The sequence below is a fragment of the Bradyrhizobium sp. G127 genome (assembly GCF_021502575.1).
Lineage (GTDB): Bacteria > Pseudomonadota > Alphaproteobacteria > Rhizobiales > Xanthobacteraceae > Afipia.
Genome location: NZ_JAKFGN010000002.1, coordinates 872,365 through 889,382, shown reverse-complemented (window position 1 = coordinate 889,382; position 17,018 = coordinate 872,365). Strand labels below are relative to the sequence as shown.

Sequence of the window (17,018 nt, the reverse complement as noted above, 5' to 3'; positions counted from 1 at the left end):
CGATGGATTGCGCGTAGACTGGCTGCGTCTTTCCAAGCCGCCAGCGCGGCCCATTCACCGGAGTTTGCCATGAAAATCACGCCGTCCGGCTCGGTGCCGACCAAGCGCGCGCCCGCAAGCTATTTCACCGGCACGGTGTATCAGGACCCGGTGATCGAAGCGCCGGCGCCCGCGCGGATCACTGCGACGCGCGTGACCTTCGAACCCGGCGCGCGCACGGCGTGGCACACCCATCCGCTCGGCCAGACGCTCTATGTGCTGACGGGCTGCGGCCGCGTCCAGACCGAGGGCGGGCCGGTGCGCGAGATCCGCGCCGGCGACGTGGTGTGGATTCCGCCCGGCGAGAAGCACTGGCACGGCGCGGCACCCACGACGATGATGGTTCATCTGGCGATGCAGGAGGCCGAGAACGGCAGCGCCGCGACCTGGCTCGAATACGTCACCGACGCGCAATACGCGGTGCCGGTCAGCGCCGGATAATCGTCTCCGCGTTTTGTGATGCCGCCGTGCGCGTGCGGCGGGTTCCCGAATCGCCCGGCCTGCCGCATTGCTGTCGCATTCGGACTGTCTGGTCCGTCATCACCCACACGCAGCAGGAGGACCGATGCGCATCGTCACCCCCGCGATCTACGCCGCACTGCTTGGCGGCGCCATCTACATCGCCATTGCGCAGAACCCGCTGCCGAACGCGATCGCGTCCGCGCCGCCGGAAGGCGCGAAGATCGCGTATGCCGTGCCCGCCGACGGCAAGTCGCAGCCCGCCACGCGGGTCGGCAAGCGCGAGAGCTGCCGCCAGACCGTTGCGACCAAACACCTCGGCCGCCATCAGGCGCGCGACCAGATGCAGCTGTGCGTGGCGCAGGCGAGGGTGGAATGCCTCAAGCAGGCTATCGACCAGAAGCTGCGCGGCTCGGCGCGCCGGGTTTATGTGAAGAGCTGCGTCGCGGCGTAGCCGCTTGCGTCATCCTGAGGTGCGAGCCGCTCATGCGGCGAGCCTCGAAGGATGCGCCATTTGACTTTAGTTTCCCGTCCTTCTTCGAGGCTCGGGCTTTGCCCCTCGCGCCTCAGGATGACGGAATCTCGCGGTCGTCAGTCGCCCATCTGGGCCGACATCTGCACGCTCAGCCGCGCGGCGCGCTTTTCCCGCGCCAGCCGTTCGGCGAGTTCGACGATCTTCAGCCGTCCCTGCATGTTGGGAATGGCCTTGAACGCGGCGAGCAGGCGCTGCGCTTCCTCGTCCGATGTCACCAGAATATCCCTCAGCATGTCCGCCTCGCGCGACCTGAACGTCTCTTGTTAGAGCCGTCTCTTAGTCGCGGGACGTTACCACTTGGTTCATGCGCGATTGTGACGGTTTTTGCGGCCCGTTCGCATGGTTAAGCGGGTGTGAGCGCGGGGAGGGAACTCTCGGCTGCGTCGCTCCCGATTCAAATTTCAAACAGCCACACGTCATCGCCCCTGTTGTTGTGACGGCGCGGGGGCGCCCGGTCTTCTCATGCGCCTTGCACCCGATGAGGGCGCGCGGAACGCCGGATGCGCGTGCGCATCCGCAGCCCCGTGTGCAAAAGTAAAAAGCACACGAGCATAGTCGCCACGGTCACGCCGGTTGCATCCGGCGTTCCGCACGCAATGGTTGGAACGGCCTGTTTCGCGCTCTCCCCGGTGGACGGGCTCTTTCGCCACCGCTCTGGAAACTACGATCTTTCGCCACCTTCGCGAACGAAGCGACGACTCGCTATTTCCTTTCGACGCCAGCATCGCGGCGCCAGGACCACGCGACTTCAGCCGTCCGCGAGCTGCGCTGTCGTCATCCGGCGCACTTTTCATGTGCCGGATCGGACGCCGCAAGCGGCCACCGCATCCCGCCCCGCGTATCGTGACGATCGCGAACGCCCCTCAATGTGGGGCGGGACATGCCGAACATAAGAGAGGTTTGGAGGGCGGGGATTTGTATCCCTCAAGATTTAATGTTGATGAACAGCGATAGTAGCAGGCACCGGTCAGGCTGCTTCATCTTCTTCGATCACAGGCTTGATCTTTTTGAGTTCCGGTCCGATCTCGCGCGCGGCTACCCGTATGTCACAGCGATTCTGAAGATTCATCCAGAAGTCGGCGGTGGTTTTCAATGCGCGACCCAGCCGCAAGGCCGTATCGGCGGTAATGCCGGTCTGCTCGTTGACGAGCCGCTCGATGCGTGTGCGGGGCAGGCCGCAGGCCTTCGCGAGTTTACCCGCGGACATGCCGAGCGGAATCAGGAATTCCTCACGAAGAACCTCGCCCGGATGCATCGGCGGCAGGTTTTTTGTCATGTCGCAAACTCAAGTTAGAAATCGCTGATATTTTCACTTCGAGTTCTTATTTTTTCTATATCGCTATTGTTGGTTGCAGAACTAAATCGGTAGCCCGTTCCCTCGAAATCTAAGTACCGACTAACATTTGTTTCGCCGCCATCGTGGAAGATAATCCGTGCCTCGCACAATGTAGGACCGTAAGCGTTGGTGCGGACAGCAAAGTTGTTCGTGCCATTCTTTACTATGAATTTCGTCCCGTATTCATTTTTTCTCAGACCAAAATGTTGGCCGAAATAGTAGTGAACTTCCTTTACATCGTTTAGGTGTCCAAAATTTTTGTGAGAAAGAATATAAACGGTAATGTCATAGGTTGGCAGATCGTTGAATGGATGAACTTGGCCGGAAGGTCGTACGCGATGCACTAGAAACAAATTCTTGTTTGCTTGATAGCTCTTATGGCGCTTATCAAGGAATTCTTTGTCAGCGGGCTCCTGAACGTATTCGGTCCCATCTCGTAAATCTAAAGGGTCAATCTGGATTGCTCGAAATTCAAAATCTTTCCATTTCAACGCGGCGCCCGAGGCGAGTTGACGTTGGAATTGAAGATAAAGTGATCTTATCTCGCTACGGAAATAAAAACCGAATGAGAAAATCAGTCCTGGCCAAGCAAATCCGGAAAGAGCCGTCAAAAAATTGTTAAATTCAGTCATATCGAAATCCTAAAGCTCACTCCTCACACACCCTTTTCCCGCGACATCGTGATCCGCACGCCGGTCTTGGCGACCGTGCAGTGGATGTCGAGGCGGCGGTAGCGTGAATCCAGATTGTACCCGCGCACGATGTTGGTGCGCTGGACGCAGCGTTCCGCGCCGCGCTGGGCATCTTTCTTCGGGATGGTGAACACCAGCGCCGCCGCGGTGCCGATGAAGTCGTAAAATTCCGGGGCGGGTTTTCGCTTGTCGGTGGAGGCGAACACGTCGTTGCTGCGGTTGCGGCTCTGGCAGCCGAGCGAGGCCTGCGTCACCGCAGGGTGTTCGAGATAGATCACGCCGGCGACCGTCTTTCCGATCTTGAGGCCCGGGATCTGCGCCGCAAGGTCCTTGGCCAGATCGTCGCAGCGGTCGGCGCGGGCAGGGTTCGCGCCGAGCGCGGCCACGGCCAGCACGAGCGCGGCGGCGAATGCCGGAAATCGGAAAAATGCGATGCGTTTTGTCATGGTTTCCCCCGCGTCCCATTGAAGCGCGCGGGGCTTGTTTGCGCAAGGTGGGGAAGGCGTGCGGGAGGTGCCTTTACCTCCTCCCGCGGGCGGGGAGAGGTGAAGCAAGATCAAAACCCGTAGATCATGACGCCGACGGCGAACCCGACCACCATGACGATGTTGAACAGCGTCGGCACCGCGACCAGCAAGGTGGCGCGGCCGAGATGTTCGTCGTGCGCCGCATATGCAATGGCGCAGGCGGCGATCAGCGGAAAGGCGATGATCCGCGCCGTGGTTTCCACCGCGCCGAACGCGCCCTTGAACTCAAGCCCGTGCGAGACCACCGAGGGCATGTCGTTCAGCCATGCCATGATGATGATCGTGCCGAGCGCGATAATGGCATGGCGCACACGGCCCATCGCCGCAAACACCAGCGCCGCTATGGCCAGGACAGGATGCGCCGCGAGGTGCGCCTTGACGAGGCCGCCGCCGAGGCCGGAGCCGATATGCGACATGTCGCCGAACAGCGTCGGCATGTCGGAAAACCCGATCCACGCCTCGATGGCGGCCAGAATAACGAGCGCGCCGCGCAGGCCGATCAGGCGCGGGGCGGGGGCCGGTGCGGTGGTGTCGGCGGTCGCCGGGGTGGCGGGGATCATGTCCGAAATTCCTGATCGAAATTCATCCTGAAAGGCGGAACGCTAGCGCGGCAGCCGGGCCGCGCACAGCCGCCTTGCAAGGGCGCTGCAAGGCTTTTGGCCATCTTCCCTTTGTCGGAAAAGCGATTAGAACGGTTCAAACACGATGCCGGCCAGCGCCGGACCGTTGAAATTCCGGCGCTTTTCGCCTTCCAACCCGTGAGCTGATCCATGAACGCCCCGATTCCCGTGCCTGCGCCCAAAGCCGTTCCGCCCTACAAGCACACCCCGCTGTTTCCGCTGGGCGCGGACAAGACGCCGTATCGCAAGATCACCACCGATGGCGTGCGGGTCGAGAAGGTCATGGGCAAGGACATGCTGGTGGTGTCGCGGGAGGCGCTGCGCGCGCTGTCGGAAGCCGCCTTCGGCGACATCAATCATTACCTGCGGCCGGGGCATCTGGCGCAGCTCCGCAAAATTCTCGACGACCCCGATGCCAGCGACAACGACAAGTTCGTCGCGTTCGATTTTCTCAAGAACGCCAACATCGCCGCCGGCGGCATCCTGCCGATGTGCCAGGACACCGGCACCGCGATCATCATGGGCAAGAAGGGTTTTCGCGTCATCACCGAAGGCGATGACGAGGCCGCATTGAGCGAGGGCGCGCGCGACGCGTATCTGCGCCGCAACCTGCGTTATTCGCAGGTGGCGCCGCTCTCCATGTTCGAGGAGAAGAACACCGCCAACAACATGCCGGCGCAGTGCGAGATCTATGCCGAAGGCGACGACGCCTACAAGTTCATGTTCATGGCCAAGGGCGGCGGAAGCGCCAACAAGAGCTTCCTGTTTCAGGGCACGCCGTCGCTGCTGACCAAGGATCGTCTCCACGCGTTCCTGAAGGAGAAGGTGCTGACGCTCGGCACCGCCGCATGCCCGCCGTATCATCTGGCCATCGTCATCGGCGGCACCTCCGCCGAACTCTGCATGAAGACGGTGAAGCTCGCCTCGGCGCGCTATCTCGATGAACTGCCGACTCAGGGATCAGCGGACGGCAACGCCTTCCGCGATTTGGAGATGGAGCAGGAAGTCTTGAAGATGACGCAGTCGCTGGGTGTCGGCGCGCAGTTCGGCGGGAAATATTTCTGCCACGACGTGCGCGTGATCCGGCTGCCGCGCCACGGCGCGTCGCTTCCCATCGGTTTGGGCGTGTCGTGCTCGGCGGATCGTCAGGTGCTCGGCAAGATCACCAGGGACGGCGTGTATCTGGAGGAACTGGAGCACAATCCGGCGAAGTATCTGCCGGAGGTGGAAGCCAAGCTCGGCGGCGAGGTGGTGCAGATCGACCTCAACAAGCCGATGAAGGAGATTCTCGCCACGCTCTCGCAGTATCCGACCAAGACGCGGCTGTCGCTCACCGGCACCATGATCGTGGCGCGCGACTCCGCGCATGCGAAGTTGCGCGAGCGGCTGGAGAAGGGCGAGCCGCTGCCGGATTATTTCAAGAACCATCCGGTCTATTACGCAGGGCCAGCCAAGACGCCGGAAGGCTATGCGTCCGGCTCATTCGGCCCGACCACGGCAGGGCGCATGGATAGTTTTGTGGATCAATTTCAGGCGGCCGGCGGCTCGATGGTGATGCTGGCGAAGGGCAACCGCTCGGCGGCGGTGCGCGACGCCTGCAAGAAGTACGGTGGCTTCTATCTCGGCTCGATCGGCGGCTCGGCGGCGAACCTCGCCGAGCACTGCATCAGGAAGGTCGAGGTGGTGGAATATCCCGAGCTCGGCATGGAAGCGATCTGGCGCATCGAGGTCGAGAACTTCCCGGCCTTCATCATCATGGACGACAAGGGCAACGACTTTTTCAAGGAATTGAATCTCGGCTAGGGATCGTCATTGCGAGGAGCGCAGCGACGAAGCAATCCAATCCTTGCTGATAGATGAAGTCAGACTGGATTGCTTCGCTGCGCTCGCAATGACGAGTGCGTTGTCTTTACGCCTGTTCTTGCATCCCGAAAAAGAATAAGGGCCGACCCGGAATCACCGGGGAGGCCCTTTCCTTTGTCATTCGCGTGAGACGATCCTTACCACGCCGCCTGGATCGAGCCCTTGAACTTGTTGTCGATGAAGTCCTTCACCGGCTGCGAGCGGTAGATCGCGATGAACTTCTTGATCCGCGGATCGTCCTTGCGGTCTTCGCGCGCGGCGAACAGCAGCGTGTAGTAAGGCTTCGCCTCGGGGCTGGACGTCTCCGGGATCAACGCCTTGTTCAGATCGAGCCCTGCGAGATAGGCGTAGTTCGAGGACACGAAGGCCGCGGCCACGTCGTCCAGCGAACGCGCAAGCTGCGCGGCGTCGATTTCCACGATCTGCAGTTTCTTCGGATTCTCCGCCACGTCCTGCACGGTCGCCTTGATGCCGACGTCGGGCTTCAGCTTGATCAGGCCCGCCTTCTCGAACAGCAGCAGCGCGCGTCCGGCATTGGTTGGATCGTTCGGGATTGCGATCTTTGCGCCGTTCGGGATGTCCGAAGCCTTGGTGTACTTCTTCGAGTGGATGCCGCCGGGCACCAGAATCGAGTCGTCGAGCGCGACCAGCTTGTAGTTGCGGGCCTTCGACTGGTTGGCGAGATAGAACTTATGCTGGAAATTGTTGAGGTCGATGTCGCCTGCATCCAGCGCGGCGTTCGGCTGGTTCCAGTCGGTGAACTCGATGATCTCCGCCTTGAGGCCCTGCTTCTCCGACAGCTTTGCGGCTTCGCGCAGGATATCGCCGTAAGGACCGGCGGACACGCCGACCTTCAGCGGCTTGTCGGCGGCGGATTGCGCCAGAGCGGCTGTGCCGAGCGAGGCCAGCAGCAGTCCCGAGGCGGCGAGGGACAGGAAACGGAAACGCGAAAGTGCTTTCATGTGATGCTGTATCTTTGTGTTCGGTGGTTGAAGGACGGCATCGAGGGATGCTGAATCCGCCGGACATGCGCGTCGACGGCTGGTGAATGATCGGCCAGTGCGGCAGAGCGCGTCAATGAAATGGAATTACGAATAATCACGCGGGCGTAGGCAACATTGCACGCGAACGAAGCGCATGCAGGGAAATCATTATTTCAGCAGGATGCAGCGCATGTTGCGGCCTCGCGGCGGGGAATTCGTGTGGCGCGGCGCCGCTACTTCGCCGGCGCGATGCCCTTGAACGACAGTCGCAGCGCAGCCGCGACGCGCGGATCGTTCTTCTTCCACATGCCGTCGCTGATGAGCGACGCGATGCCGTGCGCGACGGCCCATGCCAGCGCCAGCGCATCGGGATCGACCGGTTTGGCCGTATCGTCCTGCAGTTCCGCGACCGCGTGGCGCAGTTGCGTGAACGCGGCGGGCACACCGTCTTTTTCCGTGGTGCCGTCCGAGCCGAAGCGGCTGAAGGCGAGACGAAAAAGCCGCGGTTCGGCTGCGGCGAAATCGATATAGGCCATCGCCGATGCGTGCAGGCGGGCCTTGCCCTTCAGTCCCGACGTCGCCTTTAGCGAGCGCTGCGCGAGCAGCGTCAACGCTTCGGCAGCGACCGCCGCCAGCAACTCATCCTTGTCCGCGAAATGCTTGTAGGCCGCGCCCGATGTCACGCCGGCGTCACGCGCGGCCTCGCGCAGGCTGAAGCTCTCCGCACCGCCTTTGCGTACGCGATCGAGAGCTAGTCCGACCAGCGCGCTGCGCAGGTCGCCGTGATGATACGTCTGTTTTTTCGCCGCAGGCATGTAACTGATGTTTACATTGCCGCCGACCCGCCGTAAAGTATGCACCGCTCACTTAAGAAGCAGAAGCAATCATACCGAGGGAGACCAACGATGAGCCAGGTAGAGGCGACGGCCGAGACGCCGTTCTGGGAGCGCGGCAATCTCGCTCCGGTCCATGAGGAAGTCACTGCATTCGACCTGCCGGTGGAGGGCGCGATTCCGCCCGAACTGAACGGGCTCTATGCGCGCAACGGCGCCAATCCGCGCGAGGGCCATTCCGGCCACTGGTTTATCGGCGACGGCATGCTGCACGGCGTCTCGCTGAAGAACGGCCGCGCCGAGTGGTATCGCAACCGCTGGGTGCGCACGCCGCGCTTCAACGGCGCACCGCGGCGGCCGGGCGTGCCTGACATCCGCAGCAGCGTCGCCAATACCAATGTGATCGCCCATGCCGGAAAGATCATGGCGCTGGTGGAAAACGCATTGCCGATGACGATGACCCGTGAACTCGACACCGTCGGCTTCCAAGACTACGGCGGCAAACTCGACACGCCGTTCACGGCGCATCCGAAAATTTGTCCCGACACCGGCGAGCTTCACTTTTTCGGTTATGGCTTCGTGCCGCCGTTCCTGACCTATCACGCGGTGGACGCGAGCGGCGAACTGATGCGCAGCATTCCGGTTCCGACCCGGGCGTCGACCATGATGCATGACTTCGCCATGACATCGGGACACATCGTGTTCATGGATCTGCCGGTGGTGTTCGACATGCCGGCGGCGCAGCGCGGCACTATGCCGTTTGCGTGGAGCGACAGCTATGGCGCGCGGCTCGGCATTCTCAAGCGCGGCGCGGGCATCGAGTCGCTGCGCTGGGTGGAGGTCGAGCCGTGTTACGTCTTCCACGTTGCCAACGCGTTCGAGGAGGCGGACGGCACTATCGTGATCGATGTCGCCTGGTACAAGGAGTTGTGGCGTGGCGGTCCGTCCGCGACCAGTTTCGACAAGGCGCTTCTGAAGCGCTGGCGGATTCCTCCCGGTGCGACGCGCGCGCAGGAGCAGCAGCTCGACGACCGGTCGATCGAGTTTCCGCGCGTCAATGACGACCGCGCCGGACTGCGTCACGACATCGTCTACGCGGTCGATTCCGGTCAGGGTTCCCTTGCCAGCGACCAGGCAAGCTCGCTGCGCAAGTACGATCTGAAAACGGGGAAGAGCGCCGAACACGTTTTCCGGAACGGGGTGTCCAGCGAGTTCGTGCATATCCAGCCGGAAGGCGCGGGCGGCGAGGATGACGGCTGGCTGATCGGCTTTGTCTATGATCGCGCGCGCAACGCCAGCGATCTCTTGATCCTCGATGCGCAGAACATTGAGTCAAAGCCGGTGGCGCGGATCGGTTTGCCGGCGCGCGTGCCCCAGGGCTTTCACGGCAACTGGATGCCGGGGGTGTGATTTGTGCTGCGCCTCACAAACGGGGGACGGGGCACTTCAACATATACGACCGTCATGGCCGGGCTTGACCCGGCCATCCATCTTTCTTCCGTTTCGCAATTGAAGGCGTGGATCACCGGGGCAAGCCCGGTGATGACGACGGAGTGTGTTGATCGATCAGCGGTCTTGATCGCACCACTGAACAGATAGTTACGCCCTTGTTCCCTTGAACGGGAAGCTGCCCATCGGGCCGATGCTGACGTCGCCGGAAATGGAATCGCCGTCGACCTTGCCGGAGAAGGCCAGCGTGAGCGGCATCGGATTGGTGATCGACGCCTTCCAGGCCACGTCGTTGCCGCTGACCGTGCCGTCGACGATGTCTGCTTCGGTGCCGTCGGCTGCCTGCTTGCCGGTCAGCGTGCCGCCGTCCGACTTCAGCGACAGGGTCGCGTCGCGATCGCCAAGCGGCGTGCTCAAGGTGATATTCCAGTTGCCATCGACTGCCATGTGTTCCCTCTCTCCGCGTGTCGCAAAGCCTGAATTGGTTCTGAAGCGACGCGCCGGCGCCGATATAGCGCATTTTGCGTTACCCGGGCTAATTTTGTCGGCTGCCAATTGTCACGTGGCGGAAATATTCTGCGCCGGAACACCCTGGCTCGAAGACTGTTTGCCTCGGATATCGCCGGAGAAACGGAATGGGAGAATTGACGCGAGGGGTGCCGTCGCAGGCCGTCCACCTTTGCATCGACATGCAACGGATATTTTCCCGCGAGGGGCCGTGGCCAACGCCGTGGATGGAGCGGGTGCTTCCCAACGTGGCCGCGCTCGCAGGCTATGCGCCGGCCCAAACCATTTTCACCCGCTTCATTCCGCCGCACCGCGCGTCTGATCTGCCGGGCGCATGGGCGCGCTATTACGAGAAGTGGCGGGAGGTCACGCGCGAGAGGCTCGATCTGCGCCTGCTGGATCTGATGCCGGAGTTGCAGAGTTTCGTTCCGCCCGCCCGCGTGCTCGACAAGATGGTCTATTCGGCCTTCGCGAACGGCCGCCTGCATGCAGATCTGCGCGCGCGGCAATGCGACGCCCTGATCGTCAGCGGATCGGAAACTGATGTTTGCGTACTGTCATCGGTTCTCGCCGCGGTCGATCTCGGATACCGCGTGATCCTCGCCGCCGACGCCGTTTGCAGTTCGTCCGACGAAAGTCACGATGCGCTGATCGGTCTTTATCGGCGGCGCTTCGATATTCAGATCGAGATTGCCGGGACGGAAGCCATTATCGAACGATGGAGAACCTGAGGTTGCATCGCTGTCTCCGGACGGAGATCGTCGAACGCATTTTACGAAATTTTAAGTGTCTGCTTCTTACGGTTGCGCTGCACCCATGCCGCTTCATTCCCCGCCACCGTTATGATCAAAGACAAACGCAGCGCAGCCCGGGTCAATTTCGAGCGCGGAGTGCAGGTCCGCATCTTGGCCATTGACGGAGCCTGGCATCGCGAATGCGAAATGCTGGACGTGTCGGAAAGCGGGGCGCTGTTGCGTGTCGCAGACAGCATCGCCGGACTGGAACTCAAGGAATTCTTTCTGGTCCTGTCGTCGGTGGGGACGGCGCACCGGCGTTGCGCGCTCGCATGGATCGACGGAGACCGTCTCGGCGCGAATTTCATCAGGAATGATGCGAAGCCGAAGAAATCGTCTTTCGTGAAGCGGTGAGGCGGAGCTTGCCATTCTGCTAGCTGCAGTTTGTCACCTGGCTCGAGCACAGCCGCCGCCACCAGCCGCGCAGGAAAAGCAATCAGGACAAAAAGCAAACCGCATCATGCGCGGAGTCATACGGTTCGCCGCCCGGTTCGACAAGCAGCGGCGCTCAGGCGGAGGCCGCGGCGCGCAGCTTCCGGGTGATGGCGACGCGGAAGATGACGTACTGGATCGCGAAGGCGAGAATCTTGGCGCCGATGGCGATCACCGTCACGTAAAACGCCCACAATTTGACGTCGCCTGTCATGGCAAAAGCTATGACGCCGAAGCCGAGCACGAACATCAGCGCCGCCCAGGCGTAACCGGCGGCAGTGACAAGGTGAGGAATGTTGTCGCGCACGATCTCCGGCGAGTAGCGCAGCATCCAGTTCTTGCGCAGCATGATGGCGCCGATGGCAAAATGCGCGATGCAGGGCTTGATGAGAACGAAGCGCGGGTCTTTCGTCAGCAGCGTTGCGCTGCCGAGCACGATGACCAGCGCGAGGCTGGCCCACGTCATCACGTCCAGCGTCTGCCGCTTGATACGGGCGAGGAGGAACTGTCCGATTCCGCCTGCGATGGCGACGCCGGTCGCGATCAGGATGTCGCCGCTCGCGGCGTAGACCGCGAGGAAGAGGATGGTGGAGAAAAAATCGACAAGGAGTTTCTGAAAGACAATTGCCATGCGGCAACTGTCACACGCGGTTCCCGGCGGGGGCAAGAGCCTTCGGTGCTTCGCGGAACGGGACGTGCATGGCGCGCGCACGGTCTGCGGGCTTCAGCGCGCTGCAATGGCAATTCGGTTGCGTCGTGCTGGCCTGCGTGGCGTCGACTGTGGCGGACATGTTTTCACCCTGCAGGCTCAGGCCGGTGAGAGCGATGACAACGGCAAGGCTGGCCCAGATCGACAGGCCGGGATTGACCTTCGCGCTGCGGCTGAGGACGAATTGCGCGACCGCGACAAGGAAGGCGGCGAATGCCGCGATCAGGATGTCGCCGACCAGAAAGAACGCCGCGAAAAACACGGCGGTGGAGAGGAAGCCCAGAAGGGCTTTGGGAAGTGCGCGGGCCATTGGCGGCTCCTTGAGTGTCGGTGTCCGTTGGTCGTAGAGACGGTCAGGCGGCGGCCGTATTGGCGCTTGCCGTGATCGCGGCGCGAACGTGCTTCGGATACCATTGAGTGAAGTAGGTGGCGCTGTTGCGGGCCGCGAAGGCGATGGCGGCGCAGACCCACAGCGGCATGCTCGGGAGGTAGATGGAGACGATGTCGGCGACCAGCATCAGGACGAAGGCGGCGCTCCACACCCAGGTCAGGATGTAGTTGGTCCGGATAAAGCTGGGCTGGCTGTGCAACTCGGCATCCGTCACTTCGCGGGCGTATTGAATGGTGAAAGGCTGGCGGATTGCGATGGAGCCGAGCGCGATAAGCAGCACGCCGGTATCGACGATGAGACGAATGCTGGTCGGGCTGAGTTCATTCTTCGCCAGCAGATGATAACCGCAGAGCGTGGCGAACAGGATCATCGCGCCGGTGGAGAGCATTTTCAGCGAACGGCCCTTGACCAGATCCCAGCCGACCAGCCCAAAACCGATGGCCGCCGCCACCGCGAGGCTCAGCTTGACCGTGGTCAGCATCGTCAGCGTGGCGAAGGCGGCGAATGGCGCCAGGATGAGGAACATGGTCATGCGAGTATCTCGCGGTAAATATCTTGACGTTGTAAAGATGCATTTAGGGGGCCCGGGCCCGGCCGTCAAGCAAAATCTTGACAGCGTCAACATGCATACCTAAATTGCGTTTATGGCCAATCCGGGCGCAACCAAGCCGGCGAACCGCTCCAGAGCCTCTCTGGAGGTGAAGAAACCCGTTGTAACGGGCAAGAAGGGCGTTTCTGCGCCGAAAAAGCCGCCAGCTGCTGTCAAGACCGCACATAAATCTGACCGCGAAACGCCCTATCATCACGGTGATTTGCACGAGGCCTTGCTCAAGGCCGCCAAGCGGGTAGCCGACCGCGAGGGGATTAACGGCCTGACGCTGCGGGCAGTGGCACGGGAGGCGGGCGTGTCCCATGCCGCGCCTGCACATCATTTCGGCGACGTCACTGGCTTGCTCAGCGAACTCGCAGCGATCGGTTTCCAGAAGTTTTCCGCAGCTTTGGGTGAGGCGGCGTGCGCTGCCGGCTCCGAGGAAGCCGCTGTGCAGGGCAGGGCCAACGCGTACATTACCTTTGCCCGTGACAATCCCTGTCTGTTTCAGTTGATGTTCCGCGCCGAGCGGCTCGATCACAACCGGCCGATATTGCATGACGCCGCCAAGACGGCATTCGCCAAACTCGCCGGCATCGTCGCTGCCCAGCGTCACGAAGAAGTCGCGCTGGATCATCTGACGCTGCCGCAGGCCGCCGGCATCGCGCGGATATGGTCGCTGGTGCACGGCTTCGCCATGCTGCATCTCGACGGACGCCTGCAGCACATCCTCGATGCCGCTCCCGGCATTACCGAGGAAATGCTGCTGGCGGCGATGTTGAAGCCCGATAGTCCGGCGAAGTAGAGCCGGTTACGGCCGCGCCAGTTCGGTTGCCCGGCCGCTGTTACCGATCACCTTCACCTTGTCGGTCCCGCACCTGAAATCCCGGGCAATGGTGTCCGCCGCCTCGCGGGCCAGATCGTTGGCGTTGGAATTGGCCTTCACATCGACATAGGCGACGCGGCAGACCGGGCCGGGTGACAACCGCGTGACTACGAGAAGCTGCTTGGCGATGGGCCGGCCGTCCTTGCCTTCGTCCTCGATGTCCGCGAGATGCCAGCGCTGGATCAGCGCATAGGGGGGCTTGTCCTTGCCGGGCAAGCGCCATTCGATGGTCGGCGTGGTCGAATTGAACGGGCCGAATCGTTCCTGCGCGGCGGGTTCGTTTGCGGCAGCCTTGCGATTGCGCCCGACCGACACCGTTTCGCGCAGATCGCCTTCACTCACCACCACCACAAGGCCCGAAGGTCCGCGGCACACCCGCGTGCCGCCGCCGTCATCGGCCGTGCCCGCCTCGACGATCCGGCAATCCTTCTCTGCGGTTGAGGTATAGATGCTGATATTTTGAGCCGTCTGCCCCGACGCGGTGCCGATCACACCCACACCGGCGCAAGCCAACACCAGCGTTGTGCTGAAAATGTTGCTGGGTGTGAGGGGCATAAATTGGAACCGATTTTGCAGGGCTGTGTTGTCAGATCGTTCGCTGTTTGTCGTATCAGGCGTGTGGATCGTTCACCTGCGGACTGCGAAAAGCATGTCATCATACGCGGAATCGCATTAGAAGCAGTGCCAGCAAGCCTTTTGTGCCCTCGTTCAGTCGCCTAGTGAGCCATGCCCGCCATATCGTCCAGCAAGCCCTACCGCATCGGCCGTTCCAAGACCGGCCTCGGTCTCTTCGCCACCCAGAAGATCAAGAAGGGCACGAAGATCATCCGCTATTTCGGGCCGATGCTCGATTCGAAGAACAAGAAGCACGACGATATCGACAACAAGTATCTGTTCGAGATCAACAATCGCTGGACCATCGACGGCTCGGTCCGCAAGAACATCGCCCGCTATATCAATCACGCCTGCCGCCCGAACGCCGAGTCCGACGTTAACTCGCGCAAGCGCAAGGTCGTGATCCGCGCCATCAAGACCATCCAGCCGGGCGAGGAAATCAACTACGATTACGGCACCGACTACTTCAAGATTTTCCTGAAGCCGATCGGCTGCAAGTGCGATCACTGCGAGAAGAAGCGGGCAAAGAAACGCGCGGAGGCGCGCGCTGAAAAGCTGCGGCTGAAACTGAAGGCCGAGAAGAAAGCCGCCAAACAGGCGGAGAAGCAGGCTCCGAAGTCCGGCAAGAAGGCCTCGAAAGCCGTCGTCAAGGCGTCGAAGTCCAAAGCCGCATCAAAGCGCAAGGCCGGGCTTGGCAGCGCCAAGGCTGGTCCGCACGCCCGCGGCACCGGCAAGCCGACCAGGACCAAGGCATCGCGGACGTCGCCATTGTCGCGGCGCCGTGCGGCGAATTCAGCCATTGCGAACCGGGCATCATCGACCTGACATCTTCGCCGGCGACCTGAAGGACGCATTGCGTCAGCGCCGGATCAGCACCACGCCGGCGATCAGGAAACCTGCGCCGATTCCTTCTTGCGTTGGCCTCTCGCATCGACGTCTAACGGATATCGCCGTTCGCGCCGCCTTTGTGCGAAACGACAAAGGCGGCGTGAGAAAGCCCTAGAGTCCCTTGAACAGGTTTCCGGCGAGCAGCAGCAGATAGCTGATGCCGAGCGTGGCGAAGCCGTGGCCGCTGATGTAGGGGATTTTCACACCCGCATAGACCGACAGTGCGGCCAGAATGGCGAGAATGAGGGAAAGCAGGAAAATCGGAAAAGTCGGCGCGCTGAGATGCATGATCGGTCCTTTGTGAATCCATCGGGTTGCCAAGGGATTCAAGCCTGTGCGCGCAACATGTTGCAAGGCCGGCTCAGCCGATCACTGTGGATGAATGCCGGGCGGACATTACGCTCGCCCGGCATTTTGCTTTTCGGGCCCGGCGTCAGTGCGCCGCGGCTTCGCCCGCACTCCTGCGCAGCCCGATGAATTGCAGTTCGGCGAACACGCCCACCGCGATGGCCTGCATCACGATCAAGGCCTGCCCGAACAGATTCGGCGACATCCAGCCGCTGGCGAGCAGCGCAATGCTGTCGATGGCCCAGACCGCGTTGATGGCGATCACGGCCCACACGGCGGCCTTCGCCATTGTGGGGCGTGTGCCGAGATAACCCACCAGCGCGGCATAGATCACCAGCACGAATCCGGTGTTGCGCAGGAACGCCTCGGGAAGATTGGTCAGCGAAGCAAACAGGCTTGCGCCGATCACGAACATCAGTGCGGCGACGCCGCTGAAGATCGCGTCAGCCTGCAGGGCGCGGCGAAGAAACAGGGATGGATGAATCATAGCAGTCTCCTGGTGTGGTGGGCGAGGCATCCTCATTCAGTGATGGCGAAGATGATCCCGCCGCGCGCCCAAATCGATTACCTGCCAGGTAATGGAATGCACGAAATCTGCGTGATAGGTTTTGGTCATGAGCAACGGACAGTCTTCGGCGCGCCGCGCCGTCAAATCATCGGCCAGCGCATCGCCTGCAAAGGCACCGCACTTCGGCGATCAATTGCGCGAATGGCGGCAGCGCCGTCATCTCAGTCAGCTGGATCTTGCGGGCGACGCGCAGATTTCCGCGCGGCATTTGAGCTTCGTGGAGACAGGACGAGCCGCGCCCTCGCGTGACATGGTGCTGCGGCTGGCAGAGCGCCTAGATGTGCCGCTGCGCGAGCGCAACATGCTGCTGGTGGCGGCGGGCTTCGCGCCGGCTTTTCCCAATCGCTCGCTCGACGATCCGGCGCTGGCGGCGGCGCGTCAGGCGATGGAACGAGTGCTGAAAGCCCACGAACCATATCCGGCGCTCGCGGTGGACCGGCACTGGAATCTGGTGTCGGCCAACGCGATGATCGCGCCGTTTCTGGCAGGCGTTGCGCCGTCGCTGCTCGCGCCGCCGATCAATGTGATGCGTCTCGGTTTCCATCCACAGGGCCTCGCGCCGCTGACGGTCAATCTCGCCGAGTGGTGCGGCCATCTGCTCGAGCGCCTGCACCGGCAGTGCGAAGCGACGGCCGATCCGGCGCTGATCGCTCTTTATGAGGAATTGAAAACCTACCCGGTCCCGGCCCGGAAGACGCCGCACAGCGTTGGCGCGGACAGCCTTGCGGTCCCGTTCCGGATGCGGATGGGCGACGACGTGCTCAGCTTCATTTCCACCACGATGGTGTTCGGCACGCCGCTCGACGTCACGCTGTCCGAACTGGCGCTGGAGACGTTCTTTCCGGCGGACGACAGGACCGCCGAAAAGATGCGGGCGCTGGCGAAATCGTTGGCCTGAACGGGTTGCCTTGTTCCCGCTGCGGCTTATCTTCCGGGTTCATTTCCTGTGAGGATA

The 17,018-nt window shown here is 61.9% G+C and carries 23 protein-coding genes; 9 read left to right on the top strand and 14 right to left on the bottom strand.

Going from position 1 to position 17,018, the window contains the following annotated elements; genetic code table 11:
• The first annotated feature begins 69 nt into the window (after positions 1 to 69).
• Entirely contained in the window at positions 70 to 480 is a 411-nt protein-coding gene (locus LVY71_RS16375) for a (R)-mandelonitrile lyase (RefSeq protein ID WP_235100907.1), read from the top strand.
• Positions 481 to 604: 124 nt separating this feature from the next.
• Positions 605 to 952, top strand: coding sequence for a hypothetical protein (locus LVY71_RS16370; RefSeq protein ID WP_235100906.1), 348 nt, complete (start codon positions 605 to 607; stop codon positions 950 to 952).
• A gap of 137 nt (positions 953 to 1,089) precedes the next feature.
• Here LVY71_RS16370 and LVY71_RS16365 read toward each other — a convergent pair whose 3' ends face one another.
• From LVY71_RS16365 to LVY71_RS16345, 5 genes are all read right to left on the bottom strand, one after another.
• Entirely contained in the window at positions 1,090 to 1,266 is a 177-nt protein-coding gene (locus LVY71_RS16365) for a hypothetical protein (RefSeq protein WP_235100905.1), read from the bottom strand.
• A 734-nt stretch (positions 1,267 to 2,000) separates the two neighbouring features.
• On the bottom strand, positions 2,001 to 2,309 hold the full coding sequence (locus LVY71_RS16360; protein WP_235100904.1) for a HigA family addiction module antitoxin: 309 nt from the start codon (positions 2,307 to 2,309) through the stop codon (positions 2,001 to 2,003).
• A 14-nt stretch (positions 2,310 to 2,323) separates the two neighbouring features.
• Positions 2,324 to 3,001 (bottom strand): pYEATS domain-containing protein, encoded by a 678-nt coding sequence (locus LVY71_RS16355; RefSeq protein ID WP_235100903.1) that lies wholly within the window; start codon positions 2,999 to 3,001, stop codon positions 2,324 to 2,326.
• A 23-nt stretch (positions 3,002 to 3,024) separates the two neighbouring features.
• Complete coding sequence (locus LVY71_RS16350; protein ID WP_235100902.1) at positions 3,025 to 3,507, bottom strand: hypothetical protein; 483 nt, start codon at positions 3,505 to 3,507, stop codon at positions 3,025 to 3,027.
• A 110-nt stretch (positions 3,508 to 3,617) separates the two neighbouring features.
• Positions 3,618 to 4,148 (bottom strand): hypothetical protein, encoded by a 531-nt coding sequence (locus LVY71_RS16345; RefSeq protein ID WP_235100901.1) that lies wholly within the window; start codon positions 4,146 to 4,148, stop codon positions 3,618 to 3,620.
• Positions 4,149 to 4,358: 210 nt separating this feature from the next.
• On the opposite strand from LVY71_RS16345, the gene LVY71_RS16340 reads away from it, so the two are divergent.
• Entirely contained in the window at positions 4,359 to 6,011 is a 1,653-nt protein-coding gene (locus LVY71_RS16340; protein ID WP_235100900.1) for a fumarate hydratase, read from the top strand.
• 197 nt (positions 6,012 to 6,208) lie between these two features.
• Here the strand turns inward: LVY71_RS16340 and LVY71_RS16335 are convergent, their stop codons facing one another.
• Positions 6,209 to 7,033: a MetQ/NlpA family ABC transporter substrate-binding protein gene (locus LVY71_RS16335; RefSeq protein ID WP_235100899.1), complete on the bottom strand. Its 825-nt coding sequence runs from the start codon at positions 7,031 to 7,033 to the stop codon at positions 6,209 to 6,211.
• A 254-nt stretch (positions 7,034 to 7,287) separates the two neighbouring features.
• A complete protein-coding gene (locus LVY71_RS16330) occupies positions 7,288 to 7,869 on the bottom strand; it encodes a TetR/AcrR family transcriptional regulator (protein ID WP_235100898.1) in 582 nt (193 codons plus the stop codon).
• Positions 7,870 to 7,959: 90 nt separating this feature from the next.
• Here LVY71_RS16330 and LVY71_RS16325 point away from each other — a divergent pair, with 90 nt between their 5' ends.
• Entirely contained in the window at positions 7,960 to 9,297 is a 1,338-nt protein-coding gene (locus LVY71_RS16325) for a carotenoid oxygenase family protein (RefSeq protein WP_235100897.1), read from the top strand.
• A gap of 189 nt (positions 9,298 to 9,486) precedes the next feature.
• Here the strand turns inward: LVY71_RS16325 and LVY71_RS16320 are convergent, their stop codons facing one another.
• A complete protein-coding gene (locus LVY71_RS16320; RefSeq protein ID WP_235100896.1) occupies positions 9,487 to 9,783 on the bottom strand; it encodes a hypothetical protein in 297 nt (98 codons plus the stop codon).
• 188 nt (positions 9,784 to 9,971) lie between these two features.
• On the opposite strand from LVY71_RS16320, the gene LVY71_RS16315 reads away from it, so the two are divergent.
• On the top strand, positions 9,972 to 10,574 hold the full coding sequence (locus LVY71_RS16315; protein WP_235100895.1) for a cysteine hydrolase family protein: 603 nt from the start codon (positions 9,972 to 9,974) through the stop codon (positions 10,572 to 10,574).
• Between the two features lie 111 nt (positions 10,575 to 10,685).
• Entirely contained in the window at positions 10,686 to 10,991 is a 306-nt protein-coding gene (locus LVY71_RS16310; protein WP_235100894.1) for a PilZ domain-containing protein, read from the top strand.
• Positions 10,992 to 11,145: 154 nt separating this feature from the next.
• Here LVY71_RS16310 and LVY71_RS16305 read toward each other — a convergent pair whose 3' ends face one another.
• From LVY71_RS16305 to LVY71_RS16295, 3 genes are read right to left on the bottom strand one after another with little or no spacing between them, the layout of a single operon-like run.
• Positions 11,146 to 11,700 carry an inner membrane-spanning protein YciB gene (locus tag LVY71_RS16305; RefSeq protein ID WP_235100893.1) on the bottom strand — a complete coding sequence of 185 codons (555 nt, stop codon included), beginning with the start codon at positions 11,698 to 11,700 and terminating at the stop codon, positions 11,146 to 11,148.
• A gap of 10 nt (positions 11,701 to 11,710) precedes the next feature.
• The gene (locus LVY71_RS16300; protein WP_235100892.1) at positions 11,711 to 12,088 is read right to left on the bottom strand and encodes a hypothetical protein; all 378 of its coding nucleotides are present in this window, start codon (positions 12,086 to 12,088) and stop codon (positions 11,711 to 11,713) included.
• A 43-nt stretch (positions 12,089 to 12,131) separates the two neighbouring features.
• On the bottom strand, positions 12,132 to 12,701 hold the full coding sequence (locus tag LVY71_RS16295) for a hypothetical protein (protein WP_235100891.1): 570 nt from the start codon (positions 12,699 to 12,701) through the stop codon (positions 12,132 to 12,134).
• A 112-nt stretch (positions 12,702 to 12,813) separates the two neighbouring features.
• Between LVY71_RS16295 and LVY71_RS16290 the strand changes: the two genes are divergently transcribed.
• Positions 12,814 to 13,563, top strand: a complete 750-nt coding sequence (locus LVY71_RS16290) for a TetR/AcrR family transcriptional regulator (RefSeq protein WP_235100890.1) — start codon at positions 12,814 to 12,816, stop codon at positions 13,561 to 13,563.
• Between the two features lie 6 nt (positions 13,564 to 13,569).
• Here LVY71_RS16290 and LVY71_RS16285 read toward each other — a convergent pair whose 3' ends face one another.
• Positions 13,570 to 14,199: a hypothetical protein gene (locus tag LVY71_RS16285; protein WP_235100889.1), complete on the bottom strand. Its 630-nt coding sequence runs from the start codon at positions 14,197 to 14,199 to the stop codon at positions 13,570 to 13,572.
• A gap of 171 nt (positions 14,200 to 14,370) precedes the next feature.
• Between LVY71_RS16285 and LVY71_RS16280 the strand changes: the two genes are divergently transcribed.
• Positions 14,371 to 15,084, top strand: coding sequence for an SET domain-containing protein (locus tag LVY71_RS16280; RefSeq protein WP_235100888.1), 714 nt, complete (start codon positions 14,371 to 14,373; stop codon positions 15,082 to 15,084).
• A gap of 174 nt (positions 15,085 to 15,258) precedes the next feature.
• Here LVY71_RS16280 and LVY71_RS16275 read toward each other — a convergent pair whose 3' ends face one another.
• On the bottom strand, positions 15,259 to 15,435 hold the full coding sequence (locus LVY71_RS16275) for a hypothetical protein (protein WP_235100887.1): 177 nt from the start codon (positions 15,433 to 15,435) through the stop codon (positions 15,259 to 15,261).
• 145 nt (positions 15,436 to 15,580) lie between these two features.
• Positions 15,581 to 15,982, bottom strand: coding sequence for a hypothetical protein (locus LVY71_RS16270; protein WP_235100886.1), 402 nt, complete (start codon positions 15,980 to 15,982; stop codon positions 15,581 to 15,583).
• Between the two features lie 127 nt (positions 15,983 to 16,109).
• Here LVY71_RS16270 and LVY71_RS16265 point away from each other — a divergent pair, with 127 nt between their 5' ends.
• Positions 16,110 to 16,961 (top strand): helix-turn-helix domain-containing protein, encoded by an 852-nt coding sequence (locus LVY71_RS16265; RefSeq protein WP_235100885.1) that lies wholly within the window; start codon positions 16,110 to 16,112, stop codon positions 16,959 to 16,961.
• The last annotated feature ends 57 nt before the right edge of the window (positions 16,962 to 17,018 follow it).